Origin of the sequence: Mucilaginibacter psychrotolerans (genome assembly GCF_004519315.1) — a bacterium.
GTDB classification, from domain to species: Bacteria; Bacteroidota; Bacteroidia; order Sphingobacteriales; family Sphingobacteriaceae; genus Mucilaginibacter; species Mucilaginibacter psychrotolerans.
In genome coordinates, this window is the sequence record NZ_SOZE01000006.1 from 15,291 (window position 1) to 33,921 (window position 18,631).

An 18,631-nucleotide genomic window follows, 5' to 3' on the forward strand; every position below is an offset into this window, starting at 1 on the left:
TAGTTTTGTAGCATGAAATTTGGCGTAGTAATATTCCCCGGCTCTAATTGCGATGAAGATATCATCCACGTTTTGCAAAACGTAATGGGCCAGCAAGTAGTTAGGCTGTGGCATAAAGACCATGATTTGCAAGGTGCAGAGTTCATTGTTTTGCCCGGCGGCTTCTCTTTTGGCGATTACCTGCGCTCGGGCGCTATCGCACGCTTCTCTCCCATTATGCTGGAAGTGATACAGTTTGCCGCAAAAGGCGGCAAAGTACTGGGCATTTGCAACGGCTTTCAGATATTGGCCGAAGCAGGCCTGCTGCCCGGCGCATTGCTGCACAATAAAAACCGCAAATTTATCTGCCGCAATATTTACCTTAAGCCGCAAACCGCAAACTCGCTGGTTACCCGCCAGCTCGATCAGGAGCGTGCCTTAAAAATACCTATAGCCCATGGCGAAGGCAATTACTTTGCAGATGCTGATGTGCTGAAGGCGCTGAACGATAACGACCAGGTGCTGTTCCGTTATTGCGACGAGGCCGGCAACATTACCGACGAAAGCAACCCTAACGGCTCGCTGGAAAACATTGCCGGCGTTTGCAACGCAGAGCGTAACGTGTTCGGCTTTATGCCACACCCGGAACGTGCTGCTGAAAGCCTGGTAGGCAATGAGGACGGGCTGGCGATATTCGAATCGATACTGGCATTGGATAAGGCCTAAAAATGACGTCGCTGGTTATTGATATTGGCAACACCCTCACCAAAATAGCCGTTTTTAAAGATTACGACCTATTGGAGGTGCAGCAATACCAGCAACCCGGCGAAGATGAGATTAACGCGTTGTTGGGCAAATACGCCATCGAAAAGGCGATAGCCTCATCGGTAAAGCCAATGGCCGAACCCTGGCAGGCCGCGCTGCAGCAAAAGCTTGAGGTAATAAAGTTTGACAGCTGCGTAGTTACAGGCATAAACAACCATTATAAAACACCCAAAACGCTCGGCCCCGATAGGCTGGCAGCCGTAACAGGCGCGCACCATTTATACCCGCAGACAGGCAACATCGTTATAGGCGGGGGCACCACCATCACTTACGATTATGTTGATGCAGGGGGAAATTATTTTGGAGGCAGCATATCGCCGGGTTTAAAAATGCGTTATAAAGCCTTAAATCATTACACAGGCGGCTTGCCGCTGATAGAGGCCGACAGCAACTTTGAGGATAGCACAGGCCACAACACCGCCTCGGCAATCATATCGGGCGTGCAAAACGGCATCAAATACGAGCTTACAGGCTTTATAAACGAGTACATAAAAACACAAAAAGCGTACAATATCATACTACACGGGGGCGATGGTATTTTTTTTGATACGCTGTTAAAAAATAGCATCTTTGCCCCCTATATTAAAAATGAGCCTTACCTGGTTCTTAAAGGATTAAACGCAGCTATACAAAAGCATAATGATTAAATATATAAGGCTCTTTATAATAGTATCTCTTACTGCAACCGCACTGGGTGCAAACGCACAATCTACTGCAACTACCAGCTCGCCATATTCCAGGTATGGCCTTGGCGATCTCAGCTCCTCGGTTATGCCGCAGAACATCGGCATGGGCGGCATAGGTACTGCTATTAATAAGATAAACAGCTACAACTACATCAACTTTTTAAACCCTGCCGCCTACTCATCCATGAATTATGTGGTGATAGATGCAGGCATCTCCAGCAATTTCAACACCCTTAGCAAAAGCGGGCAAAGCAACCAAACCAACTCCAGCTTCAGGCTTAGCCATATTGCCTTTGGCATACCGGTTTCAAAGCAATCGGCCATTAGTTTTGGCATGCGCCCTTACACCGAGTTGGGTTACAATTATCGCCAGCAACAAAGCAATTTTGGTACCGGCCTGCCGGCAGATACCAATACCGTTAACTACCTTTACCAGGGCGATGGCGGTTTAACAAAAGCTTACATTGGTTACGGCGTGCGCTTGTTCAAGCATCTATCTATCGGCGCCAACGCATCGTACATTTTCGGTAACCTTAAAGAAACCCGGTCTACCGAAGTGCCCGATCTGTACGGCACGCTTAACTCACGCATAGAAGAGAGCAATAGCATCAATGGCTTTAACTACGATTACGGCGCGCAGTACAGCTTCGATTTTTCTGAAAAGAAGCACCTCGTATTCGGTTACTCGGCATCGGCAAATTCAAAGCTTAATACCCAAAACAGCTATATCGTAAGTAGCTACTTTACCGAATCGGGCAGCGAAGGTGTTGCCACAGATAGCCTTATCAACCGTAAGGATGCAAAAGCAAAGATAAACCTGCCGCAGATAAACCACTTCGGCATCAGTTACCAGCACGATGGCAAATACATCATCGGTGCCGATTATAGCATAGGCAACTGGAGCTCGCTTACCGTGGCAGGCATAAACAAAGGCCTGCAAAACAGCAAAACACTTAATGTTGGCGGCCAGGTAACACCAAATATGTACTCGCTATCCAACTATTTTTCCAGGGTTGACTACCGCTTTGGGCTGATATACGATCAGACTTACCTCAACGTAAACAACACCAATATAAAAAAGTATGCCGCCACATTTGGCATGGGCCTGCCCTTGCCACGTAACAATACCGCATTCTACAAAATAAACCTTGCGGCAGAGTACGGCAAACGCGGCACTTTAACTAACGGGCTGGTAAAAGAAAACTACATCAACTTACACCTGTCGTTTACGCTTAACGATCAGTGGTTTGTGAAGTATCGCTTCGATTAATATTCAGCCGCATGCGCAGCAGGTTATTGGTATGTAAGATAGGGTTACCGGCATTGTTTATAGCGATGCTGTTGGTGGCCTGCGAAAACGATATCAATAAAATAAAAGCTTTAGCGGCTGCCGATTCTACCAAACCCATACAGCAAACTACCGACATAGATTTAATTTACAGCGATTCGGCCCTGGTGAAATTCAGGCTGAACGCGCCGCTGATGATTGAATATATGATTGCCAAGCCGTATAAGGTGCTGCCAAAAGGAATCAGAATCACCTTTCTTGATAAAGATGCCAAACCGGCGGGGACAATAACCGCCGACTCAGCCCTTACCCGCAACGACGATAAATTCATTGAGTTTCATCATAATGTAGTAGCCACCAATGCCGAGGGCACGGTTTACAAATCAGAAGAACTTATCTGGGACATGGCCTTCAAACAAATTTATTCTAACAAGCAGGTGGAGATGACCAAGGTGGGTGGCGATATTATGCGGGGCACCAGCTTTAAAAGCGATGACGCGCTTAAGCACCCCATCTTCCAAAATGCCACCGGTACCATACACGTTAATGGCGATGGATTATCGCAATAATTACCAGGATTAAGGGCGCAAAAAATTGTGCTATAGAATTTTAGTAAAAGTTGTATCTTGCGCCTCTTTTTGAGAAATATAAAATAGATATAAGAGTTATATGGGTATCATGGGTTACTTGCGGGATAGGATGGGAACAATCCTCGCAGTTTTTATTGGTTTTGCGCTTTTAGCGTTCGTTGCCGGCGAAGTTATTAAGTCGGGCAGTTCAATTTTCAGGGACAGCAGTTCCGAAATAGGCGAAGTGAATGGCTCTACCATCAGCTACAAAGAATTCAGCGAGAGGTTAGATTTATCTACCCGTCAGTTTCAGCAACAATCGGGCCAGGCCATCTCGCCGCAGATTACTACTTATTTGCAGGAAAGCACCTGGGGCCAGTTCCTCACCGACAAATTATTGAGCAAAGAGGTTGAGAAACTGGGTATCACCGTAGGCGATGCCGAAAGGCAGAACATGATCAGCGGTACCACGCCAGATCAGCAGATTATGCGCCAGTTTACCGATCAGCAAACCGGCCAATTCAGCCGCGAACGCTTGAACCAGTTCCTTACCTATATCCAAAGCCCGCAGGCAGATACCGCGCAGCTAAAACAGTGGGGTACTTTCCTTACCGAACTGATAAAGGATAAGAAAAGGCAAAAATACATGGCGCTGGTGAGCAACGGCCTGTATGTAAACTCGCTTGATGCGCAAGATGATTACAACGGCAAAAACAAACTTGCCAATTTCAAATACACCGTGCTTGATTACGCATCCATACCGGATAACAAAGTTACCCTTACTGATGACGATTATAGTGCATACTATAACGATCACAAGCCCGAATTCAAAAACAAGCAGGAACTGCGCAGCTTCGATTACGTAAGCTTCAACGCAGCTCCTTCTAAAGAAGATACCCTGGCTATCAAAACACAGGCTGATAAGCTGGCTGCCGATTTCAAGGCGTCTACCAACGACTCATTATTTGTGCAGATAAACTCCGTTAACAAAGCACCGCTCATTTTCCAGAAGAAAGGTCAGTTAGATCCGAAACTCGATTCGGTGATGTTCTCGGCAGAAAAAGGTTTCGTTTACGGCCCATACCTCTCAAACGGCTTCTACAAAATATCCAAATTGCTTGCTGTTAAAGTTGGCCCCGATTCGGTACAGGCGCGCCACATCCTTATCGATCCTAGCAAAGAGGGTGGTTTAGATAAAGCTTTAGCCAAGGCCGATTCTTTAAAGAAACTATTGGCAGGAGGCAAAACGTTCGCCGAGCTTGCTAAAGATTTTTCTACTGACAGGTCATCGGGCGAAAAGGGCGGCGACTTAGGTACTTTTGGCCGTAATACCATGATACCTGCTTTCGACGATGCAGTTTTTGATGGCAAAGCCGGCGAGATAAAGGTACTCACCACCCAATTTGGCGTTCACCTTATAGAGATACAGAAGCAGATAGGCGCATCTAAAGTAGTTAAGATAGCTACTGTAGACAAGCAGTTGGAGCCTAGCCAAAAAACACAGAACGAAGTTTACAACAAATCGCAAGCTTTTCTGGGCGGCTTAACCAAAGACAACTTTGCGGAACAAGCCAAAAAAGCAGGCTTAACCGTTAAAAAAGCAGAAGACATTACCGGCACATCGGCATCTCTGCCAGGCCTGGATAACGCACGTGCTTTTGTTAAATGGGCTTTCAAAGCCGAAAAAGGCGATTTCTCTGAAGAAGTTTTCCCAATTGGCGATCAGTACGTAGTTGGCTCGCTTACCGAGATAAAACCTGTTGGCTACTTAAGCCTGGATGCTGTTAAGAAGCAAATAGAGCCTGCCGTAAGAAACATCGTAAAAGGTAAGATGCTTGCCGAAAAGCTTGCAGCTGCCACGAGCGGCGCAAACAACATAGATCAGGTTGCTACAAAAGCAGGTAGCAAAGTAGTACCGGTGCAAAACATCGTGTTGGCTAACCCAGTTATACCAGGTTCTGGCCCCGAGTATAAGCTTATCGGTACCATCTTCGGTTCTAAACCGAATGTACTGTCTAAGCCTGTAGCAGGTACAGCGGGCGTTTATGTTTTCACGCTGGAGAGCTTTATCAACCCGGCTACTTTAACCAATGCCGTTAGGGAGAAACAAACCCTTGGCCAGACGTTAACGCAACGTGCCGATGGGCAGGTGCTTGATGCGCTGAAAGATAAGGCGAATGTAAAAGATAACCGCGCTAAGTTCTTATAAGCTAAATTTAAAGTAATTTTGCATCCGGCAACAGCGTTATACTGTTGCCGGATTTTTTTTGCTTATAAACAGAACAAATACGCCATGGAAATACAGGAGAATTTCATCAATAAAGTTGCGCAAAGCGGCCTGGTTACGCTGGATCCCGCCCAGTTTTATACGCAAGGCGAGCGTGTGGTGTACGATATAAAGGATAATTTATTCCATGGGCTGATGCTGCGCGAAAAGGATTTTCGCGAATTTGTAAAGGAGCACAATTGGGCCCAGTACCAGGATAAGCTGGTGGCGGTAAACTGTAGTGCCGATGCCATTGTGCCGGCATGGGCTTATATGCTGCTGGCCAACCGTATGGCTCCCTATGCTAAAGAAGTTGTTTTTGGTGATGCCGAAGTACTGGAAACCGTTTTGTTCATCAAACAGATAGCGGCTATGGATGCAACTCAATACGCCGGGCAACGCCTGGTAATAAAAGGTTGCGGGGATATACCAGTGCCGGTATCTGCCTACGTAGAGCTCACCAAAATACTCACACCGGTTGCAAAAAGCATTATGTTTGGCGAGCCTTGTTCAACTGTACCTATTTATAAGCGGCGCGATTAAACCCTTGGTGCACAATACGGTCTATTGGGTTCTAAATAGAATAAATGAAAAAATACTATATTGTGCTATTGCTGCTGGCAGTTTTCGCTATGGCACGTGCCCAGGAAGCCCAAAAGACCGACGAGGTTGCTTTCCAGGCAGGGGAGCAAATTACCTATAAACTAAAATATGGCATATTCAGTGCTGCTGAAGCGGTAATAAAGGTAGAGAACAGCGCACAGAAATTCGACGGTAAACCCGCGTTACGCATCTACTCAACCGCAACTACGCTGGGCACCTTCAATTTACTGTTTAAGGTGCGTAATCAATACCAAACTTTTATAGATCCGCATACCCTGTTACCCTATTATTATTCTGAAGAGCGCAAGGAAGGTGGCTACAAACATTCAGACAAAGTGATATTTGATCATGATAAGGGCGAGATAACCGCTAACAGTGGCAAATACCCGTTCAGCGGCAGTGTTTTCGATTTCCTGTCGGCGTATTATTTTGCGCGCAACGTAGATGTTTCGGGCCTTAAAATAAATGATAAGCTGGACATGCGTTACTTTTTGGAGGATGGCATCCACACGCTCACCATCACCTACCTGGGCAAAGAGCAGGTAAAATGCGGGCTGGGCACCTTCAATTGTTTAAAATTCAACCCAACTATTATCCCGGGGCGCATCTTCCGCAAAAATAGTAAGCTATATTTGTGGATCACTGATGATAAGAACCGTATCCCCGTTAAAGCCCACGTAGAACTGATTGTTGGTAGCCTGGTAATGGATTTGACACAAGCAAGCGGGCTCAAATATGCTTTAAACCCGGTAAAGAAAAATGATGATTGAAGTAGGAAGCGTTTTACTGCACGAAGATGTAGTAAAAGAGAATTTTGTTTGCAACCTTAATAAGTGCAAAGGTGCGTGTTGCCTGGAAGGCGATTCTGGTGCGCCCCTCAACCACGATGAGTTGGGTATTTTAGCAGAGATATACCCCAAGGTAAAACCCTTCATGACGGCAAAAGGCATCGCCACCATTGAAAGGGAGGGCACCCACGTTACCGATTTTGACGGAGATTACACCACTCCTTGCGTAGATACCAATAAAGAATGCGCTTACGTTACCTGGGAAAACGGCATTACTAAATGCGCCATAGAGAAAGCGTACGAACAGGGCGAAATAAGCTGGCAAAAACCCATATCCTGCCACCTCTATCCCATCCGTATAACGGCCTACCCCGAGTTTGATGTGCTGAATTACGACCGATGGAGCATATGCAGCCCTGCCTGCAGCTTTGGCGACCAGTTGAAAGTAAAAGTACACGAGTTTTTAAAAGGCCCGCTTATACGAAAATACGGCGAAGAATGGTACCGCGAGCTGGAAGACTTCGTTGCCGGAATCTAAAATATTAACAGGTTTGTATATAACCTTATACCTCCATTTTCGATTATTTTGGTAATATTGCAATAAATAATTGCTTACTCCAATATTCGTTAATGAAAAAAGCTTTAATCACAGGCATAACAGGTCAGGACGGCGCATACTTAGCTGAATTTTTATTGAAAAAAGGATATGAAGTGCACGGTGTAAAACGCAGGTCGTCTTCATTTAATACCGATAGGATAGACCACCTGTACCACGATCCACACGAAAAAGGCGTTAAGCTGCACCTTCATTACGGCGACTTAACCGATTCTACCGGCTTAATAAGGCTGATACAAGAGATACAACCAGACGAGATTTATAACCTTGGAGCCCAAAGCCACGTTAAGGTAAGTTTCGACACCCCGGAATATACCGCCAACGCAGATGGTATTGGTGTGCTGCGCATACTGGAAGCCATCAGGCTTTTAGGCCTTACCCAAAAAACCCGCATTTATCAGGCATCAACATCAGAGCTTTATGGTTTAGTACAAGCCGTACCGCAAAGCGAAGAAACACCGTTTTATCCGCGTTCGCCCTATGCGGTGGCCAAACTTTACGGCTACTGGATAATTGTAAACTACCGCGAAGCATACGGCATGTACGCCTGCAACGGTATATTGTTCAACCACGAAAGCCCAATACGTGGCGAAACTTTCGTAACCCGTAAAATTACCCGTGCGGTTGCCAAAATAGCCTTAGGCCTGCAAAGCTGCCTATTCGTGGGCAACTTATCCGCCCAGCGCGATTGGGGCCACGCAAAAGATTACATAGCGGCCATGTGGCTTATTTTGCAGCAGGATAAACCGGAGGATTTTGTAATTGCTACCGGTGTTACCACTACCGTAAGGGAATTCATCAAGATGGCCTTTTTGGAGCTCGGCGTAGAGGTAGAATTCAGCGGGAAAGAAGAGAACGAAAAAGGCGTGATTATAGACGTAAACCAGGAGAAAGTACAAAAACTGGGTCTTAACTACGCAGCCCTGCACCCCGGCCAAACTGTGGTAAAAGTAGATCCTAAATACTTTAGGCCTACCGAGGTTGACCTGCTTATAGGCGACCCCACAAAAGCTAAGGAGAAACTAGGCTGGGTACCTAAGTACGACCTGGCAGCATTGGTAGAAGACATGGTACATTCTGACCTTGACCTGGCCAAGAAAGATGAACACTTGCGCAAAGGCGGTTATAAAACGTTGAATTATTTCGAATAGAACAGAAGATCCATCGGCATTTATATGAAGAAAATTTTATTCAGCAGTTTTGTATTGCTGGCTTCTTTCGGGCTTACCAAAGCACAATCTGTGTATCAGCCCTATAATTACCAGTTTTACCAGAAGCTGGATGCCGATGTTTACTCAACCAAAACGCGCGTACATTCGTCAATGAAACCCTTCTTTGCCGATGACTCGCTTTTGGCCACCCGCATGAACGCCCTGCTCAACTACGGTATAGTGAAAAACGGGGCATATGCCAAAATATTCAACGAGCATTTAATCGATTATAAAAGCCCTTCATCAACTTTTTATGCCGATTTGCTGCCCGATTTCAATATTGGCCGCGATTTTACCGATAAAAAAACAACCCATTACAACTCGCTGGGTTTGCAAATTGGTGGTAGCGCGGGTAAGAAATTTACTTACAACGTTGCGGGCTATTTAAGCAACGCCAAATTCCCCGATTACCTTTCCACCTACATCAACCAGGTGGGCATTGTTCCGGGGCAGGCCTACGCACGCCGCTTAACCGATGACGCCGACGCGTACAATTGGTCGTACATTACGGCAAATGTCTCGTACACGCCGGTAAAATTCATTAACATCAGTGCCGGGCGCGATAAAACTTTTATCGGCGATGGCTACCGTTCGGTGTTGCTGTCAGATAACACTTCGCCTTACCCCTTCTTTAGGGTAACGGCCAATGTGGGTAACGTAAAATACATGTCGATGTGGGCCTTGTTCGAGGATCCTGCAGCAACCAGCGATCATCAAATCAACCGCAAAAAGTTCGGCGTGTTTCATTATCTGGATTGGAACGTAAGCAACCGTTTATCATTCGGGTTCTTCGATTCGGTAATATGGGCCAGCGAGGATGATTCCGGCCATGCACGTGGCTTCGATTTCAACTACATCAATCCCCTAATATTCTTACGCCCTGTAGAAGCGGCTAACGGTTCGCCCGATAACGCGCTGATAGGCCTTACCAGTAAATTGAAGGTGGTAGACGGACTTACACTATATGGCCAGTTTTCGTTGGATGAGTTCGAGTCGAAGAATTTTTTCCATAACCCGGGCAGCTACCGTAATAAATTCGGCTGGCAACTGGGCATCAGGGGTGCCGATCTATTCGGCATTAAAAACCTGAATTACCTTGCCGAAACAAATTCTGCGAGGCCATATACCTACTCAGAGCGCGCATCGGTGCTTAACTACACCGCCAACAGCGAGCCACTTGCGCATCCCTTTGGTGCCAACTTCCGCGAGTATGTGGGCATGCTGAATTACTCTTACAAACGTTTCGATTTCTCCGGCGAGGGCGATTTTGGCCACTATGGTTTAGACATCAACAACCTCAACTACGGTAAAAACCCTTTCCTTAACTACCAAAACCCGGCAAAAACCGACGGCAACTACATAGGCCAGGGCTTAACCACCAACATGGTTTACCTGCAGGGAAAGATAGCCTTTTTGCTGAACCCTAAATACAACCTGAGGCTGGAGCTTGGCGGCATCTACCGCACGGAAAAGAACACCGCCTTCAACGATAAAACCAGCATGCTTACTTTCGGCATCCGCAGCTCATTCCGCGATTTGCATACCGATCTGGCTAGCTTTAAGTCGCATTAAAAAAAATCGTATTAGTCGGTTATTTTAATCGGCATATTGATTTTTTTTGGTAACATCGCGTTCATTTTAATGTCGATCGGTAATCGGCGTTATCTAAACCTTATCAAAGAAAATATGAAAAAATTTCTCCTATTTATCGGGATATCTGTATTCAGTATCCATGCCTTCGCGCAATTTGAAAGCTCTAAACAAATTTATGAAAGCCCTAAGTTGAAAGATGCCATTAAAACGCATAAACTTGTTGCAATACTGCCTTTTAAGGTGACCATATCCTATAAAAGGCCCCCTAAAAATTTTGATGCCGCAGCAAATCATGATCAGGAACTGAAATTGGGTAAAAGCATACAATCGAGCATGTACACTTATTTACTCAGAAAGGCAGATAACTACTCGGTTAGCTTTCAGGACATAGAAAAAACCATGGTTTTATTAAACCGTGCAAAGTATACCGACAGCCTTGAAATACACACCAAGGACGAAATAGCAAAAGTATTGGGTGTGGATGCTGTAATATTTGGCACCTATGAACAGGAGACCACTAAATCTGAAGCAGGCGCTATAGTTACCACGGCGTTATTTGGCTTCAGCAAAACCGGGGAAGGCAGCATTACCATGCAGATAGCCAACGGTAGCGACGGTGAACTTTTATGGCGTTATAATAAAAAGATGAACGAAGGCCTGCTGACGTCGACGGATGATGTGATAGAACGCCAGATGAGGAAAATATCCAGAAACTTCCCGTATTCTAAATAAAGGCAAGCAATTATAAAACAAGAGAGGAGCACAATCATGCTCCTCTCTCGTTTTATAGATTTAATAAATTCTCTATTTCGCTTTCATTTCTTCTCGTATCGCACGCAAAAACTCGTTGGCGTGCTGCGAACCGATGATGTAAAGCAGGCCGTCGCGATCTGTAAGGTGGATGGCATCGTTACCGGCAGTATAGAAACGGATGGTACCTTTGGAGTGCAGGTTGTAAACGGGGTTATTAAACAGGTAACGGCTGTAAGTGCCTTTCTCCGCTTTTACGATGCTGTTAAGGTCTATTTTTACGCGACGGGTGGTCCAGAGGCCATCAAGCGTAACGCTTTTGTTGGCCACTACGGTTTTAAAGTGCAAAACAAACCCCAGGATAATAGATATGGTGATGATGGCGAAACCCACCACTGCCAGTAAATCGCCATTGCGTTCGCGTTCGTCGGTAAAAAAGTAGGCGGCAAAGCAAAACATCGCTAACATCAGGCGGATAGTAATTGGTATCCACTCGCGGCCCAGGTATTGTTTTTCGGTAAAATCGGCTTTGTCGGTCATAATTTAATCAATTCGAATATAGTAACTTTTTTAGTGTTTTTACCCACTTTGTACCTTTCGTCGGGCCGGTAGCCGCCAAGCCAGATAATATCGCCGTTGGCATTTACCAAAACAGGCACATCGCCTTTTTGATGCAACGGTACTTTCTGATGGATAAAGAAATCGCTCAGCTTTTGCTTGTCTTTCATCCCCAGCGGGTAAAAATAATCACCCATCTGCCAACTGCGCAAAGTAAGCGGGTAAACCAGCAGTTCCGCGTCTACCGATGTAGCCAGCGGGTTATCTTTAATGATTAGCGGGCTATCATCTTGCAAAACACTTAGCTTAAACGTATGGTAATTTACGGAAGTTTCCCCCTCGTTTATCACAACAGGCATGTCAGCTGCTGTTTTAATTCCAACGACAACCAGCATCCCCCTATCTACCACCAAAGTATGGGTATTGCTGTTGAACACCCTGCCTGCGTGCTTATCCAGCACGCTGATCAAATCATCAACCACCTGCTCTACAAATCCGTAAGGCTGCAATAGTTTAAACAGCAACAACCGTTGCGGCGATAGTCTTTTGATTCCGTCTATGCTGATGTGTACTTCATCGCTATGAGTAGTCATGATCTCGCCGCGCAGGGCCTCCACCTTTTCGTTCAGCAATTGCTCCATCTCGCGGAAGTTGCGCAGGTTGCGCTCAAAGGTTTGTTCCAGCGCAGGGTTCAATTCCTTAAGCACAGGCACCACCAAATGCCGCAATTTGTTACGTGCATATTTTACCGATGCGTTTGAGCTGTCTTCCATAAAAGCAAGCTTTTCGTTGGCTACGATCTCCTGTATCTCCTCCCTCCCCAAAAACAACAGAGGGCGCACCAGGTTGCCGTTTCGGGGCATAATGCCGTGCAGGCCGGCTATGCCTGTGCCGCGCGTAAGGTTCAACAATATTGTTTCTATCGTATCGTTTTGATGATGTGCAAGCGCAACGGCTTCGTAACCCGCTGTTTGGCAAAGCCCGGCAAACCATTGGTACCTTAATTCGCGTGCAGCCATCTGCGTAGATAATTTATGCTTTGCTGCGTATAGCTTGGTATCGAAATTGGTGGTGTGGAAGCTTACGCCAAACTGTGCGGCCAGCCCGCAGGTAAATTCCTGCTCGGCATCGGCTTCGGGGCCGCGCAGCATAAAATTGCAATGCGCAATGCCAAACTGATAACCCGCAGATTTAAGCAAATGAGCCATTAAAACCGAATCGATACCGCCGCTTACTGCCGCCAGCACTTTGGTGCCGGGCTCAAATAACTTATTTTGCACAGCAAAATCAATAAAGCGTTCAACAGGAAGCATATCCCAAAATTATTAATTTAATAACCCCTGCAAAAAACTAATTTTGCCCTCGTGATAAAATACACCTTCAGCCTTCTTTTTATACTGCTATCTGCTCGCGTAATGGCGCAGAAAAAATCCGTAGTGCTGCTTATCCGTTCGCAGAGCAGCGAGGGTATCAAAATAAACGGCAAGGATGTGATCAAAGTTTACAAGGGTACCTTCCAGCAGGATTACTCCATCATGCGGTCGGACAGCGCTTACTTTTACGTACAGGATAATGCCTTTGATGCCTTTGGCAACGTAAACATTTCTCAAGGCGATACGCTGAATATTTTTTCTGATAAGCTGAATTACAACGGCAATACCAAAATTGCCATACTTACCGATAACGTGAAGATGGTGGATAAAGATGCCACGCTCACCACCAACTACCTTACCTACAATACGGCAACCCGCATTGGCACCTATACCGGCGGTGGCAAAGTGGTGAACAAAGACAACACCCTCACCAGCAAAAACGGCTATTATTTTGCCAACTCGCGCGATTCGTACTTTCGCTACGATGTAGTTTTGGTAACGCCTGATGCCCTCATCAAAACTGATACGCTACGCTACAATACAGGCACGCGCATCTCCTATTTTTACGGGCCCACCAATATTTACGATACCAAAGATAAAAAAGACACCCTTTATACCGAGAACGGCCTTTACAATACCGTGGTAGAACAGGCCTTCTTTGGTAAGAAGAATCTCTACAAATCGGGCACCAAGAGGCTCAAAGGCGATAGCTTGTTCTACGATAAAAAAGCCGGCTTCGGCCGTGCGGTTAAGCACGTAGTATTTACCGATAGCGAGCAGAAGATTACACTGCTGGGCGATTTGGCCAATTACTACAAAAACGAAGAACGCACGGTGGTTACCAAAGACCCGTATGTGGTAATTGTAACCGAAGAAAAAGACACCACAGCCACTGCTGTCGATGCCACTGCCATTAATGCGGCAAACAACAAGCCTGCTACCGTAAAAAAAGGCTCACCTATCAAAGCGCCGTCGCTGGGTACAGTTAAGGCCCCCACCCGGAACTCGCCGGTAAAAGCCCCGCCATTAAGGGTGCCTGTTAAAACCCCTATGGGTACGCCGATAACTAACCCCGGCATCAAAAAATTAAAGGCCGCTACCGATTCTTTAGCCCGCTTGGCTGCGGCAGCAAAGCCTGATATAAGCAAAATGCCGGACAGCCTGCTGAAAGTAAAAAAGCCCGAAAAGATAAAGCGCGACTCGATATACATTTCTGCAGATTCGCTGGAAACGCAAATGCTAACTTACAAAGACTTAAATATTATGCAGGAAAAACAGCGTTTGGCCGGCATAAGGGATACCTCTATAAAAGTTAAGGCACCAACTGCCGCAGATAAGAAAGCTGCCGATAAAAAAGCGTCGAAATTTTTGGTGGCTACCTCGCTTTGGTTGCCGAAAGATAGCCTGATATTACACCCCATGCAGTTTGGCCCACCCCCGCCTGTAGTAGTGGCACCGCCAAAGCTCGATAAAAACGGCAAACCTATCCCTGCGCCCGCAGGAAAGCCCGACGCCCAGGGCCGATCTGCGCAAAAAAAGGTTCAGCGGACAAATCAGGACAACGACCCGGAAGGCGCCCCCGAACAAAGGCCCGAGGACGAACCCGACGATAACGACCCTGCATTTGTGGTCCGCACGGTGGTGTTGAAGGATACCGCCAGGATAAGGATCATCAAAGCCTTTCATCATGCTAAACTGTTTAAATCAGACCTGCAGGCAAAGGCCGATTCGATGTTTTACAGTTATAGCGACAGCACCCTACGCATGTTCGTAAACCCGATTATATGGACGCAAGGTTCGCAGCTATCAGGCGATACCATCACTATGCAAATGCGCAACAAAAAGATGGATAACCTGATGCTGTTCCCTTCGGCGTTCATCGTCAATATCGAAAAGGACGACTCTACCACCTTTAACCAGATCGCCGGCAAGCGCATGCGGGGCTTTTTTAAGGATGATAAACTGGATAAGATGTTTATATCCGGCAACGCCGAGAGCCTTTACTTTGCACGCGACAGTACCAAAAAAGTGACAGAGATGCAGCGCTCGCTCACCAGCCGAATGCGAGTGCTATTTAAAGACAATAGTGCTACGGACGTTTACTTTTTAGTAAAGCCCGAGCACCGTTATGGCCCGATAAGTAAATTCAAAGAAGAGGAGAAGATACTGAAAGGCTTTATCTGGAAGCCTAAGGAACGACCTTTCTCTAAGGAATCCATCATCCCATCGTATAGCAAAAAAGCTGCTACGGTAAAACCGGCCAGCACCCCACCTAAAAAAACCGGGAAAGATAAACAGCCATTGGCTAAACCGCCCGGCGGCAAACCCGTGCCTGGCGATAGCACGGCAACTAAATTACCGGCATTGATGCCACTTAAAACCGGTAAAGATACTACGGGCGTAAAACCGATAGTTAAGGGGAAGGCAGATAGCACTGCACTGAAACCAAACAACGCGCCGGTGTTGGCACCTAAGAGCGATAGCAGTACAGTGAAGCCTAAGCAAAAGCCGGACACTACGGTCAAAAAACGACCATAGGGGGGGGGTACCCCCGTCATACCGATTATTGTTTCGGTAACCCGCAGGGCAGGTATTGAACAATGCAAACCGGCAAGCAAAGTTCGTTAGCATGTCGGCTACTTTTATGATGGGATGTTGAAAAAATTTCAACATGACGTGAGAATTTTTGCTGTAAAGTTTAATCCGCCAGCATTCTCATTCAAAAACACAATCAACTTCTCAACTGCTATGGCACGGTGACTGATGGCATTTTTCTCTTCCATACTCATTTCGGCAAAGGTAATATCGTAACCATCCGGCTGAAAAATGGGGTCGTAACCAAAGCCATCGGTACCACAAACTTCAGTACGAATGGTGCCCGCAACCACGCCCTCAAAAAAGTGTTCCTCGCCTTGCCACATTAAGGAGATAACTGTACGGAACTGCGCCTTGCGGTTTGTAACACCCAACAAGTTTGCCAGCACCTTATCGTTATTAGCCTTATGATTGCCGTGCGTGCCCGCATACCGCGCCGAGTAGATACCCGGCTCGCCGTTAAGGGCATCAATTCCCAACCCGCTATCGTCGCCAAAGCAACTGAGCTTGTAACGATCCCAAATATGGCGGCTTTTGATAGATGCATTGGCTTTAAAGGTAAGGCCGGTTTCTGCAATCTCATCGGTACAGCCAATGTCTTCAAGCGTAAGCAGGGTAAGCTGGCCTTTTATCTTAGCCGCAACTTCCTGTAGTTTGTGGCGGTTATTGGTAGCAAATACTAATTGCTGCATATTATAGTGTTTTCATTTGGTCCCAAAAGGCCTTCTTGTTTTCGTTGCTGCTCATCATCTCATCAAAACCAAAACTGTACAGCACCGTAGTTTTCTTGCCCTGCACCGGGCTGTTAAAAGGCAAATTGCCAATACCCTGCGGCAAGGCATCTTTACCCATAATCACCATTTTAAGCGGCTTCAACCATTCGGCAACTTTGGCAATAGCAAGCGGTTGGTGCTGATGCATGTTGAATATCGCCACATCATCCAATCCTAAATCTTTCCGTTTAAGCATGCTTTCCAGGGCCGCTAAATGTGCGGCAGGGATATGCTCGTCAGCTGCGTAATTCACCAGTATAACAAAGTGCTTATTATTGCCACCCAGATAATTAAATTCGGGCCGGGGCGTTTGTATTGGCTGGGGAATCATAGGAGTAGCGGTATTTGCAGGCTCTGTTACCTTTACGGCTTGTGGAATCACCGGCGTGGCTGCAATTGGTGCTTGGTTAACCGGCGGTGCAGGTGGCAGTTCAGCAGACGCGGGAACCTGGCTGGTTACTTCGGGTGCAGCAATGGGGCTGGCAACTTTATCCTCGGGCAGCAGGTAAAGCTCGTCATGCAGTATAAAACGGAATGCCAGGGGGTTATCAACCTTCATCATTATTTAACATATTTTAACCAAAAGTACCTAAAGCAGTTGAAGCATTATAGGCATATTCGCACTACGGCTTAATTATATATTATTATTAATAAATTTTACCGAAATTTGCGATTTAACGGCCTGCGCGCCCGTCATATTTTTTAACAAAGTTCATGAGAAAATTAGGGATATTCATTGTAAATATTTTTTTAGTAGCCACCATAGCTCAGGCACAAACAGATACTACAAAACAAATTAAAGCCGATACCACTGTAAAAGCCCCTACCGGCCCGGTACGCACCATTGATAAAATTGCTGCAGTAGTTGGCTCCAGCATCATCTTACAATCAGATATCGAGTTGCAATACGCCCAATACCTGGTAAGCGGCCAGCAGCCCCCTGCAGATTTCAAAGCTGTTTTATTGCAGAACCAGCTAACACAAAAACTGCTTGCCCAGCAGGCGGTGATAGATAGCGTGCAGGTAAAAGATGAAGACGTTGATGCCGATGTAGAGCGCCGTATGCGTACCTTTATACAGCGTGCTGGTGGGCAAGAGAAGCTGGAAGCTTTTTTGGGCCGCTCAATTATCCAATACAAAGATGAGATACGCCCCGACATCAAAGAATCGATGATTGCACAGCGAATGAGGCAAAAAATCACTGAAAAGGTAAACGTTACCCCGCAGGATATCAAACGTTTCTACGAATTGATGCCGAAGGATAGCGTGCCTACTTTTAACAAAGAAGTGGAAGTTGGCGAAATCGTCTTCGACCCGAAGCTTACTAAAGACGAGAAACAGTATTATAAAGACAAAGCCGAGGAGTTACGCAACAGGGTTAAAAAAGGTGAAGATTTTGGCGCAATGGCCAGGCTTTACTCGCAAGATCCGGGTTCGGCACCCGACGGTGGAGATTTGGGTTTTAACGACCGTAATGGTTTCGTAAAAGAGTTCTCTGCCGTAGCCTTTAAGCTTAAAGCCGGCGAAATATCGCCCGTTTTCGAGAGCGATTTCGGTTTTCACTTTTTACAGGTGATAGAGCGCAGGGGCGAGCAGGTACACACCCGCCACCTACTGATTGTACCGGTTACAACCCCAGCCAGTTTAGACAGGGCCAAGGTAAGTGCCGATAGTTTGTACACCATAATGAAAACCAATAAACTCATCGATTTCTCGAGCGCGGCAGCCCTGTTCTCTGATAATAAAGAAACCAAATACAACGGCGGGATGATGCTGAACGCTGATAACGTGCAAACCCGCTCAACTTATATACCTACAAACCGCTTAGATCCGCAGGTTGCCCTGGTAATTGATACCATGAAGGTAGGCAGCATATCAAAGCCAATTTTGTTTACAGATGCCCAAACCGGCAAAAAAAGCTATAAGATCTTATACCTTAAATCGGTTACGGATGCCCACAAGGCCAACCTGGAGCAGGATTTTGCTAAGCTGAAAGAGATGGCTTTGGACGATAAGCTTGACCGTACCGTAAGCCAGTGGTTCGAAAAACGTCGTAAAGAAACTTTTATCAAGATAGACCCTGAATACCAGGCTTACCCCATACTAAAAAAATGGATAATGCCGGTTACCTCGGCGCAGGCAAAACCATAATATAACA

The 18,631-nt window shown here is 46.2% G+C and carries 17 protein-coding genes; 13 read left to right on the plus strand and 4 right to left on the minus strand.

What is annotated here, in order from left to right:
* The first annotated feature begins 12 nt into the window (after positions 1 to 12).
* From purQ to E2R66_RS08140, 11 genes are all read left to right on the plus strand, one after another.
* Complete coding sequence (gene purQ / locus E2R66_RS08090) at positions 13 to 705, plus strand: phosphoribosylformylglycinamidine synthase subunit PurQ (RefSeq protein ID WP_133228550.1); 693 nt, start codon at positions 13 to 15, stop codon at positions 703 to 705.
* 2 nt (positions 706 to 707) lie between these two features.
* Complete coding sequence (locus E2R66_RS08095; RefSeq protein ID WP_133228553.1) at positions 708 to 1,451, plus strand: type III pantothenate kinase; 744 nt, start codon at positions 708 to 710, stop codon at positions 1,449 to 1,451.
* Positions 1,444 to 2,760, plus strand: a complete 1,317-nt coding sequence (locus E2R66_RS08100) for a porin family protein (RefSeq protein WP_133228555.1) — start codon at positions 1,444 to 1,446, stop codon at positions 2,758 to 2,760. The genes E2R66_RS08095 and E2R66_RS08100 overlap by 8 nt, the downstream gene beginning before the upstream one ends.
* A gap of 11 nt (positions 2,761 to 2,771) precedes the next feature.
* Positions 2,772 to 3,347, plus strand: a complete 576-nt coding sequence (lptC, locus tag E2R66_RS08105) for an LPS export ABC transporter periplasmic protein LptC (protein WP_133228557.1) — start codon at positions 2,772 to 2,774, stop codon at positions 3,345 to 3,347.
* A gap of 109 nt (positions 3,348 to 3,456) precedes the next feature.
* Positions 3,457 to 5,556, plus strand: a complete 2,100-nt coding sequence (locus E2R66_RS08110) for a SurA N-terminal domain-containing protein (RefSeq protein WP_262710294.1) — start codon at positions 3,457 to 3,459, stop codon at positions 5,554 to 5,556.
* 84 nt (positions 5,557 to 5,640) lie between these two features.
* Positions 5,641 to 6,156 (plus strand): DUF2480 family protein, encoded by a 516-nt coding sequence (locus E2R66_RS08115; protein ID WP_133228562.1) that lies wholly within the window; start codon positions 5,641 to 5,643, stop codon positions 6,154 to 6,156.
* A 44-nt stretch (positions 6,157 to 6,200) separates the two neighbouring features.
* Positions 6,201 to 6,986 carry a DUF3108 domain-containing protein gene (locus E2R66_RS08120; RefSeq protein WP_133228564.1) on the plus strand — a complete coding sequence of 262 codons (786 nt, stop codon included), beginning with the start codon at positions 6,201 to 6,203 and terminating at the stop codon, positions 6,984 to 6,986.
* Positions 6,979 to 7,542, plus strand: coding sequence for a DUF3109 family protein (locus tag E2R66_RS08125; protein WP_133228912.1), 564 nt, complete (start codon positions 6,979 to 6,981; stop codon positions 7,540 to 7,542). The genes E2R66_RS08120 and E2R66_RS08125 overlap by 8 nt, the downstream gene beginning before the upstream one ends.
* A 92-nt stretch (positions 7,543 to 7,634) precedes the next feature.
* Positions 7,635 to 8,771, plus strand: a complete 1,137-nt coding sequence (gene gmd / locus E2R66_RS08130; protein ID WP_133228566.1) for a GDP-mannose 4,6-dehydratase — start codon at positions 7,635 to 7,637, stop codon at positions 8,769 to 8,771.
* 24 nt (positions 8,772 to 8,795) lie between these two features.
* On the plus strand, positions 8,796 to 10,403 hold the full coding sequence (locus E2R66_RS08135) for a gliding motility protein RemB (RefSeq protein WP_133228569.1): 1,608 nt from the start codon (positions 8,796 to 8,798) through the stop codon (positions 10,401 to 10,403).
* 114 nt (positions 10,404 to 10,517) lie between these two features.
* A complete protein-coding gene (locus E2R66_RS08140; RefSeq protein WP_133228571.1) occupies positions 10,518 to 11,156 on the plus strand; it encodes a hypothetical protein in 639 nt (212 codons plus the stop codon).
* A 72-nt stretch (positions 11,157 to 11,228) separates the two neighbouring features.
* Here the strand turns inward: E2R66_RS08140 and E2R66_RS08145 are convergent, their stop codons facing one another.
* Positions 11,229 to 11,714, minus strand: coding sequence for a hypothetical protein (locus E2R66_RS08145; protein WP_133228574.1), 486 nt, complete (start codon positions 11,712 to 11,714; stop codon positions 11,229 to 11,231).
* The gene (gene tilS / locus E2R66_RS08150) at positions 11,711 to 13,045 is read right to left on the minus strand and encodes a tRNA lysidine(34) synthetase TilS (protein ID WP_133228576.1); all 1,335 of its coding nucleotides are present in this window, start codon (positions 13,043 to 13,045) and stop codon (positions 11,711 to 11,713) included. The genes E2R66_RS08145 and tilS overlap by 4 nt, the downstream gene beginning before the upstream one ends.
* A gap of 51 nt (positions 13,046 to 13,096) precedes the next feature.
* Here tilS and E2R66_RS08155 point away from each other — a divergent pair, with 51 nt between their 5' ends.
* Positions 13,097 to 15,643, plus strand: coding sequence for an OstA-like protein (locus tag E2R66_RS08155; RefSeq protein ID WP_240049260.1), 2,547 nt, complete (start codon positions 13,097 to 13,099; stop codon positions 15,641 to 15,643).
* Positions 15,644 to 15,771: 128 nt separating this feature from the next.
* On the opposite strand, the gene rdgB is transcribed toward E2R66_RS08155, so the two are convergent.
* Together rdgB and E2R66_RS08165 are read right to left on the minus strand one after the other, a co-directional pair.
* Entirely contained in the window at positions 15,772 to 16,392 is a 621-nt protein-coding gene (gene rdgB, locus E2R66_RS08160) for an RdgB/HAM1 family non-canonical purine NTP pyrophosphatase (RefSeq protein ID WP_133228582.1), read from the minus strand.
* Position 16,393: 1 nt separating this feature from the next.
* Entirely contained in the window at positions 16,394 to 17,035 is a 642-nt protein-coding gene (locus E2R66_RS08165) for a hypothetical protein (RefSeq protein WP_133228584.1), read from the minus strand.
* A gap of 152 nt (positions 17,036 to 17,187) precedes the next feature.
* Between E2R66_RS08165 and E2R66_RS08170 the strand changes: the two genes are divergently transcribed.
* Entirely contained in the window at positions 17,188 to 18,624 is a 1,437-nt protein-coding gene (locus tag E2R66_RS08170; protein ID WP_133228587.1) for a peptidylprolyl isomerase, read from the plus strand.
* Positions 18,625 to 18,631: the final 7 nt, after the last annotated feature.

Coding starts and splice junctions, on each gene's coding strand:
- purQ (WP_133228550.1), top strand. CDS start 13: ATGAAATTTGGCGTAGTAATATTCCCCGGCTCTAATTGCGATGAAGAT.
- E2R66_RS08095 (WP_133228553.1), top strand. CDS start 708: ATGACGTCGCTGGTTATTGATATTGGCAACACCCTCACCAAAATAGCC.
- E2R66_RS08100 (WP_133228555.1), top strand. CDS start 1,444: ATGATTAAATATATAAGGCTCTTTATAATAGTATCTCTTACTGCAACC.
- lptC (WP_133228557.1), top strand. CDS start 2,772: ATGCGCAGCAGGTTATTGGTATGTAAGATAGGGTTACCGGCATTGTTT.
- E2R66_RS08110 (WP_262710294.1), top strand. CDS start 3,457: ATGGGTTACTTGCGGGATAGGATGGGAACAATCCTCGCAGTTTTTATT.
- E2R66_RS08115 (WP_133228562.1), top strand. CDS start 5,641: ATGGAAATACAGGAGAATTTCATCAATAAAGTTGCGCAAAGCGGCCTG.
- E2R66_RS08120 (WP_133228564.1), top strand. CDS start 6,201: ATGAAAAAATACTATATTGTGCTATTGCTGCTGGCAGTTTTCGCTATG.
- E2R66_RS08125 (WP_133228912.1), top strand. CDS start 6,979: ATGATTGAAGTAGGAAGCGTTTTACTGCACGAAGATGTAGTAAAAGAG.
- gmd (WP_133228566.1), top strand. CDS start 7,635: ATGAAAAAAGCTTTAATCACAGGCATAACAGGTCAGGACGGCGCATAC.
- E2R66_RS08135 (WP_133228569.1), top strand. CDS start 8,796: ATGAAGAAAATTTTATTCAGCAGTTTTGTATTGCTGGCTTCTTTCGGG.
- E2R66_RS08140 (WP_133228571.1), top strand. CDS start 10,518: ATGAAAAAATTTCTCCTATTTATCGGGATATCTGTATTCAGTATCCAT.
- E2R66_RS08145 (WP_133228574.1), bottom strand. CDS start 11,714: ATGACCGACAAAGCCGATTTTACCGAAAAACAATACCTGGGCCGCGAG.
- tilS (WP_133228576.1), bottom strand. CDS start 13,045: ATGCTTCCTGTTGAACGCTTTATTGATTTTGCTGTGCAAAATAAGTTA.
- rdgB (WP_133228582.1), bottom strand. CDS start 16,392: ATGCAGCAATTAGTATTTGCTACCAATAACCGCCACAAACTACAGGAA.
- E2R66_RS08165 (WP_133228584.1), bottom strand. CDS start 17,035: ATGATGAAGGTTGATAACCCCCTGGCATTCCGTTTTATACTGCATGAC.
- E2R66_RS08170 (WP_133228587.1), top strand. CDS start 17,188: ATGAGAAAATTAGGGATATTCATTGTAAATATTTTTTTAGTAGCCACC.